Origin of the sequence: Micromonospora arida (genome assembly GCF_003857035.1) — a bacterium.
In the GTDB taxonomy this organism is placed as follows: domain Bacteria; phylum Actinomycetota; class Actinomycetes; order Mycobacteriales; family Micromonosporaceae; genus Micromonospora; species Micromonospora arida.
In genome coordinates, this window is the sequence record NZ_QGSY01000128.1 from 21,077 (window position 1) to 27,121 (window position 6,045).

Here is a 6,045-nt window from a genome sequence, read left to right on the forward strand (position 1 = left end):
CGGGCCGGGGGAGGACGTTCCGGTGACGACCGTGGACCAGCCGGTCGACGTGCTGCTCAGCGATGGCAGCACGGTCCAGTTGCGACCTATCGACCCGGCCGATGCGCCGGGCATCGTGGCGATGCACAGCCGGTTCTCCGAGCGCACCCGCTACCTGCGGTACTTCTCGCCGTACCCGCGCATCCCGGAGCGGGATCTGATCCGTTTCGTCACCGTGGACCACCACGACCGGGAGGCGTTCGTGGTGCTGGCCGCCGACCAGATCGTCGCGGTCGGCCGGTACGAGCGGCTCGGCCCGCAGGCCCCCGAGGCGGAGGTGGCCTTCGTGGTGGAGGACGCCTACCAGGGGCGGGGGATCGGCTCGGTGCTGATGGAGCACCTGGCCGATGCGGCCCGCCGCAACGACATCATGAGCTTCGTCGCGGAGGTGCTGCCGGCCAACGGGACGATGCTGCGGGTCTTCGCCGACTTCGGCTACCAGGTCCAGCGCGAGTACGCCGACGGCGTGGTCCACCTGAGCTTCCCCATCGCACCCACCGAGGCCAGCCTGGAGGTGCAGCGCGGCCGCGAACACCGGACCGAGGCCCGCTCGATCGCCCGGCTGCTCGCCCCGCGCGGCATCGTCGTCTACGGCGCCAGCGCCACCGGCCAGGGCGTCGGCGCGGCGGTGCTCGGGCACCTGCGCGACGGCGGGTTCACCGGTGCGGTGGTGCCGGTGCATCCGAGCGCGTCGACAGTGGCGGGCCTGCCCGCGTACCCGTCGGCGGTTGATGCCGGAACGCCGGTGGACCTGGCGGTGGTGGCGGTCCCACCGGAGGCGGCGACCGCGGTGGTCGCCGACGCCGCCGCCGCGGGGGTGCACGGCCTGGTGGTCATCTCGGCCGGCTTCGCCGAGGCCGGCGGCGAGGGCGCGGCCACCCAGCGGGCGCTGGTCCGCGCGGCACACGCGGCCGGGATGCGGGTCGTCGGCCCGAACTGCCTGGGCGTGGCCAACACCGACCCGACGGTACGCCTGAACGCCACCCTCGCCCCGGCCTTGCCGCCGGCCGGCCGGGTCGGCATCTTCAGTCAGTCGGGTGCGTTCGGGGTGGCGCTGCTCGCCGAGGCGGACCGGCGGGGCCTCGGGCTGTCCAGCTTCGTCTCGGCCGGCAACCGGGCCGACGTCTCCGGCAACGACCTCCTGCAGTACTGGCAGGACGACCCCGGCACCGACGTGATCATGCTCTACCTGGAGACCTTCGGGAACCCGCGCAAGTTCGCCCGGTTGGCCCGGCGGATCGGCCGCGCCAAACCGGTCGTCGCGCTCGCCTCGCCGGCCCGCCCGCCCGGGGTCGGTGACGCCGCCGGGCCGGACGAGGTGGCGGTGGCGGCGCTCTTCGCCCAGTCCGGGGTGATCCGGGTGGACACCGTGCCGGAGTTGCTCGACGTGGGTGTGCTGCTGGCCAACCAGCCGTTGCCGGCCGGAGGCCGGGTCGGTGTGGTCGGCAACTCCTCGGCCCTCACCGGGCTCGCCGCGACCGCCTGCGTCGGGCAGGGCCTGAGCGTGGCCGACGGTTATCCCCGCGACGTCGGGCCGAGCGCCGGTGCCGCCGAGTTCGCCGCCGCGCTCGCCGAGACGGCCGCCGACGAACGGGTGGACGCCCTGGTGGTGGTCTTCGCCCCGCCGCTACCCGGCCAACTGACCGAGGTGGACGCCGACGTCACCGCCGCGCTGCCGGCCGCCCTCGCGTTGGGCAAGCCGACAGTGGCGACGTTCCTGGTCGGGCGGCTGCCACCGGGGGTGCCGGCGTACGGCGGCGTGGAGGAGGCGGTCCGCGCTCTCGCCCGCGCGCACCGGTACGCCGACTGGCTTCGCCGCCCGCCCGGGGTGGCACCGGAGCTGCCCGACCTCGATCGGGCTGCCGCGCAGGCCGCACTCCGGGCCGAGGCCACCGACCCGGGTGCGCTGCTGGCCGCGTACGGCATCGACGTGGTGGCCTCGGTGTCCGTCGACTCGGTTGACGCCGCGGTCGACGCGGCGGCGCGGCTGGGCTTCCCGGTGGCGCTCAAGGCGGCCGCCCCCGGGCTGCGGCACCGGCTCGACCTCGGCGCGGTCCGGCTGGACCTGCCCGACGAGCCGACCCTCCGTCGGGCGTACGCCGACCTGGCGGCGACCTTCGGCGCGGACGCGCTGGTCCAGCCGATGGTCCCGCCCGGCGTGGCCTGTGTGGTGGAGGTGGTGGAAGACCCCGCGTTCGGGCCGGTGGTCGGCTTCGGCCTGGGTGGGGTCGCCACCGAGCTGCTCGGCGATCGGGCCTGGCGGGCGGTGCCGCTGACCGACCGGGACGCGGCCGAGCTGGTCGACGAGCCTCGGGCGGCCCCGCTGCTGCGCGGGCATCGGGGGGCCGCGCCGGTCGACCGGGCGGCCCTGGCCGATCTGCTGCTGCGGGTGGGTCAGCTCGCCGACGAACAGCCCCGGGTGCGCTCGCTGACCCTCAACCCGGTGCTCGCCCGCCCCGATGGCATCTCGGTCCTGCACGCGCAGGTGGGGGTGGGTGGCGTGGTCGCCCGCCCGGACACCGGCCCCCGCCGCCTGTGAGCGTGCCCCGGTCAGGCGCGGCTGGAGATCTGCTGGACGCCCCAGGTGTTGCCGTCCGGGTCGGCGAAGAAGACGAAGCCGACGTTGTCCAGTGGATCCGGCACCGGCCGGGGGTTCTGACCGACCACCTGGATCTCGCTGACCTCTACACCCCGCCCGACCAGCTCCTCGTGGGCCCGCTTCAGGTCGGGCACCACCAGTTGCAGGCCCTTGAGTGAGCCGGGCGGCATCTCCGGGACGACGCCCTTACCGATCACGATCGAGCAGCCCGAGCCGGGCGGCGTCAGCTGGACGATGCGCGCGTCGTCATTGATCACCGTGTCGTGATCCACAGTGAAGCCGAGCTGGTCGGCGTAGAACTTCTTCGCCCGCTCCACATCGGAGACCGGCACGATCACCACTTCGAGTGTCCAGTTCATGAGTGCTCTTCCTCTGTCGTCGTTGTTGAGTGCAGCAGATCGGCCAGTCGGGTGAAGCTCTGCCCGACGCCCCGCGCCATCGGATAGCGCAGCACGATGTTCCGCCCCTCTGCGGTGGCGTAGAGCAGCGTGGTGGTGACTGTCGTTCGCCCGGCCACCTCGGAGAACTCGTGGCTGACCAGCGTCTCGCCCGGATAGGACTGGTCGTCGAAGCGTTCGGTGCAGACCAGCCGGTGTGGTGGCTCGATCTGCCGGTAGACCCCGGCCTGGACCATCCGGGCACCCTCCGGGCCCTGCGACACGAACCGCCACCGTCCACCGATCCGCAGGTCGACGTCGCACTCCGTCAGCCTCCAGCCGCGCGCGCCGTACCACCGGGCCAGCAGTTCGGGTCGGGTGAAGGCGGCGAACACCAGCCGCGCCGGTGCCTCGAACAGCCGACTCAGCACGATCTCCCGGTCACCCGGGGTGTGGACGACGAGCGGGTCGTCGACGTTGTTCAACCGCCCGTTCCGTTCGGTCTGGCGGGCCGACGCTCGGTGCCGGTGTGGTCGACGGACTGGAGTTCGTCGAGCAGTACGTCGAGACGTTGGTAGCTCTCCACCCAGTAGTCGCGGTAGTTGGCGAGCCAGGCCGTGGCATCGCGCAGTGGGCGGGCCTCCAGTCGGCACGGACGGCGCTGGGCGTCCCGCCCCCGGCTGACGAGGCCAGCGCGTTCCAGCACTCTGAGGTGCTTGGAGATGGCCGGCTGGCTCATCGCGAAGGGTGCTGCCAGCTCTGTCACGGTCGCCTCCCCAGCCGCGAGTCGGGCGAGGATGGCCCGCCGAGTCGGGTCGGCCAGCGCCGCGAAGGTCGCATCCAACAGCTCGGTGTCCGCCACCTATAACCTCCTGGTTCTATAACCAGTTGGTTTGTATCGTGATTGGGCGTCTTCGTCAAGCACCCCGACAGCACGAAGGCCCCGGCGAACCGCCGGGGCCTTCCGTGGGAACCGGGTGCGTCAGCAGGCGTACGCCTCCAGGCGCTGGGCCCGCTCCGGGGCGCGCAGCTTCAGCAGCGTCACCTTCTCGATCTGCCGGATCCGCTCCCGGGACAGGCCGAACTCCCGGCCGACCTCGTCCAGGGTGCGCTGGCGGCCGTCGTCCAGGCCGAACCGGAGGCGGATGACCGCCTGTTCCCGCTGGGACAGGGTGGAGAGCACGATGCTGACCTCGTTGCGCAGCTCGCCCTGGGCCGCGGCGTCGCCCGGCTCGGTGCGCGGGTCCACCGAGGCCACGAAGTCGCCGAGCGCGCTCTCACCGTCGTCGCCGACGGCCTGGTCCAGGCTGACCGGTTCCCGGTCGTACGAGATCAGCTCGATGACCTGGATCTCGGGGATCTCCAGTGCGCGGGCCACCTCGGCGACCGTCGGTTCGCGGCCCAGCGTCACCGCCAGTTCGCGGCGGGCCCGAACCATCCGGTTGACCTGCTCGACCATGTGCACGGGGATGCGGATGGTGCGGGCCTGGTCGGCCATGGCGCGGGTGATGGCCTGTCGGATCCACCAGGTGGCGTACGTGGAGAACTTGTAGCCCTTGGCGTAGTCGAACTTCTCCACCGCCCGGATCAGACCGAGGTTGCCCTCCTGGATCAGGTCGAGAAACGCCATGCCACGGCCCGTGTAGCGCTTGGCGATGCTGACCACCAGCCGCAGGTTCGCCTCCAACAGGTGGTCCTTGGCCGCCCGGCCCTCCGCGACGATCAGCTCCAGGTCGGCTCGCAGCTCCGCGGAGACCGGGGTGCAGGTGGCCAGCTTCTCGTCAGCGAACAGGCCAGCCTCGATGCGCCGGGCCAGGTCGACCTCCTGCGCGGCGGTCAGCAGCTTCGTCCGGCCGATTCCGTTGAGGTAGGCCCGGACCAGGTCGGTGGAGATGCCGCGCTCGTCGGTGGCGTCCAGGTCGACGAGGGCCTCGGGGGCCCCGTCAGTGTCGGTCGTGGTGGCCGGGCGCGTCCGGTGTTCCGTCATCTGAAGGACCATCTCTGTCTCTCCCCGCTTCCACGTCGGTGCCGTGTTCCCGGCCCAGTGGTGCCGGTGTGAACAACAGCTTGGCGGGCAGGGCGTAAAACGGGAGTGAGGCGATCGGGCACCCGACAGGAATTGCGTCGGATCGCTGGTGCGGTGTGTCGTCGGAGTGTGTGGTTGCCCGCCCCGGCTACGTTGCGGACGGCCGGCCACCTCTGGTCGGCCGGAAACGACAGTTGGAGGACGGTGTGGTCTTCAAGCGGCTCATGAAGGCGATGGGCGTCGGTGGTCCGTCGGTGGAGACGGTGCTGGCCAACGCGAACTGCCGCCCGGGCGGCCAGCTGGAGGGCCGGATCCAGGTGCTGGGCGGCGACCACCAGGTCGACATCGACCACGTCGCTCTCGGCCTGGTCACCCGGGTCGAGGTGGAGAGCGGCGACAACGACTACGACACCACTCAGGAGTTCCACCGCCAGCAGGTCACCGGCGCGTTCCGGCTGGAGCCGGGGCAGCGCTACGACCTTCCGTTCCGCTTCGACGTGCCGTGGGAGACACCGGTCACCGAGCTGTACGGGCAGCACCTGCACGGGATGACGATGGGCCTGCGTACCGAGCTCGAGGTCGCCCGCGCGGTCGACAAGGGTGACCTGGACGCCGTGTCGGTGCACCCGCTGCCGGCGCAGGAGCGGCTGCTGGACGCGCTGCTGCGGCTGGGCTTCCGGTTCGCACGCGCCGATGTGGAGCGTGGTCACATCTACGGCGTACGGCAGACGTTGCCGTTCTACCAGGAGATCGAGTTCAACCCGGCGCCGCAGTACGCCCGCTCGATCAACCAGTTGGAGGTCACCTTCATCGCCGACGCGCAGCAGATGCAGGTGGTGCTGGAGGTCGACAAGCGCGGCGGTGTCTTCACCGAGGGCCGGGACGCCTTCGGCCGGTTCACTGTCGACCACGCCACCGCCGACCGCACCGACTGGACAGCCGAACTCGACAACTGGCTCCGCCAATCCCTAACCCGCCGAGGCCTCTTCTCCTAACCCCACCCC

At 71.8% G+C, this 6,045-nt stretch carries 6 protein-coding genes; 2 read left to right on the forward strand and 4 right to left on the reverse strand.

Features of this window, described 5'->3' with window-relative positions; genetic code table 11:
• Window positions 1–22 precede the first annotated feature (22 nt).
• Window positions 23–2,578 (forward strand): bifunctional acetate--CoA ligase family protein/GNAT family N-acetyltransferase, encoded by a 2,556-nt coding sequence (locus DLJ58_RS07130; protein WP_124854411.1) that lies wholly within the window; start codon window positions 23–25, stop codon window positions 2,576–2,578.
• An 11-nt stretch (window positions 2,579–2,589) separates the two neighbouring features.
• Here DLJ58_RS07130 and DLJ58_RS07135 read toward each other — a convergent pair whose 3' ends face one another.
• The 4 genes from DLJ58_RS07135 to sigB all read right to left on the reverse strand — a co-directional run bounded on the left by DLJ58_RS07135 (window position 2,590) and on the right by sigB (window position 5,014).
• Complete coding sequence (locus tag DLJ58_RS07135) at window positions 2,590–2,997, reverse strand: VOC family protein (RefSeq protein ID WP_124854412.1); 408 nt, start codon at window positions 2,995–2,997, stop codon at window positions 2,590–2,592.
• Window positions 2,994–3,500 (reverse strand): SRPBCC domain-containing protein, encoded by a 507-nt coding sequence (locus DLJ58_RS07140; protein WP_124854413.1) that lies wholly within the window; start codon window positions 3,498–3,500, stop codon window positions 2,994–2,996. The genes DLJ58_RS07135 and DLJ58_RS07140 overlap by 4 nt, the downstream gene beginning before the upstream one ends.
• A complete protein-coding gene (locus DLJ58_RS07145; protein WP_124854414.1) occupies window positions 3,497–3,877 on the reverse strand; it encodes an ArsR/SmtB family transcription factor in 381 nt (126 codons plus the stop codon). The genes DLJ58_RS07140 and DLJ58_RS07145 overlap by 4 nt, the downstream gene beginning before the upstream one ends.
• A 120-nt stretch (window positions 3,878–3,997) precedes the next feature.
• A complete protein-coding gene (gene sigB / locus DLJ58_RS07150; RefSeq protein WP_091400580.1) occupies window positions 3,998–5,014 on the reverse strand; it encodes an RNA polymerase sigma factor SigB in 1,017 nt (338 codons plus the stop codon).
• Window positions 5,015–5,247: 233 nt separating this feature from the next.
• On the opposite strand from sigB, the gene DLJ58_RS07155 reads away from it, so the two are divergent.
• A complete protein-coding gene (locus DLJ58_RS07155) occupies window positions 5,248–6,036 on the forward strand; it encodes a sporulation protein (RefSeq protein WP_124854416.1) in 789 nt (262 codons plus the stop codon).
• The last annotated feature ends 9 nt before the right edge of the window (window positions 6,037–6,045 follow it).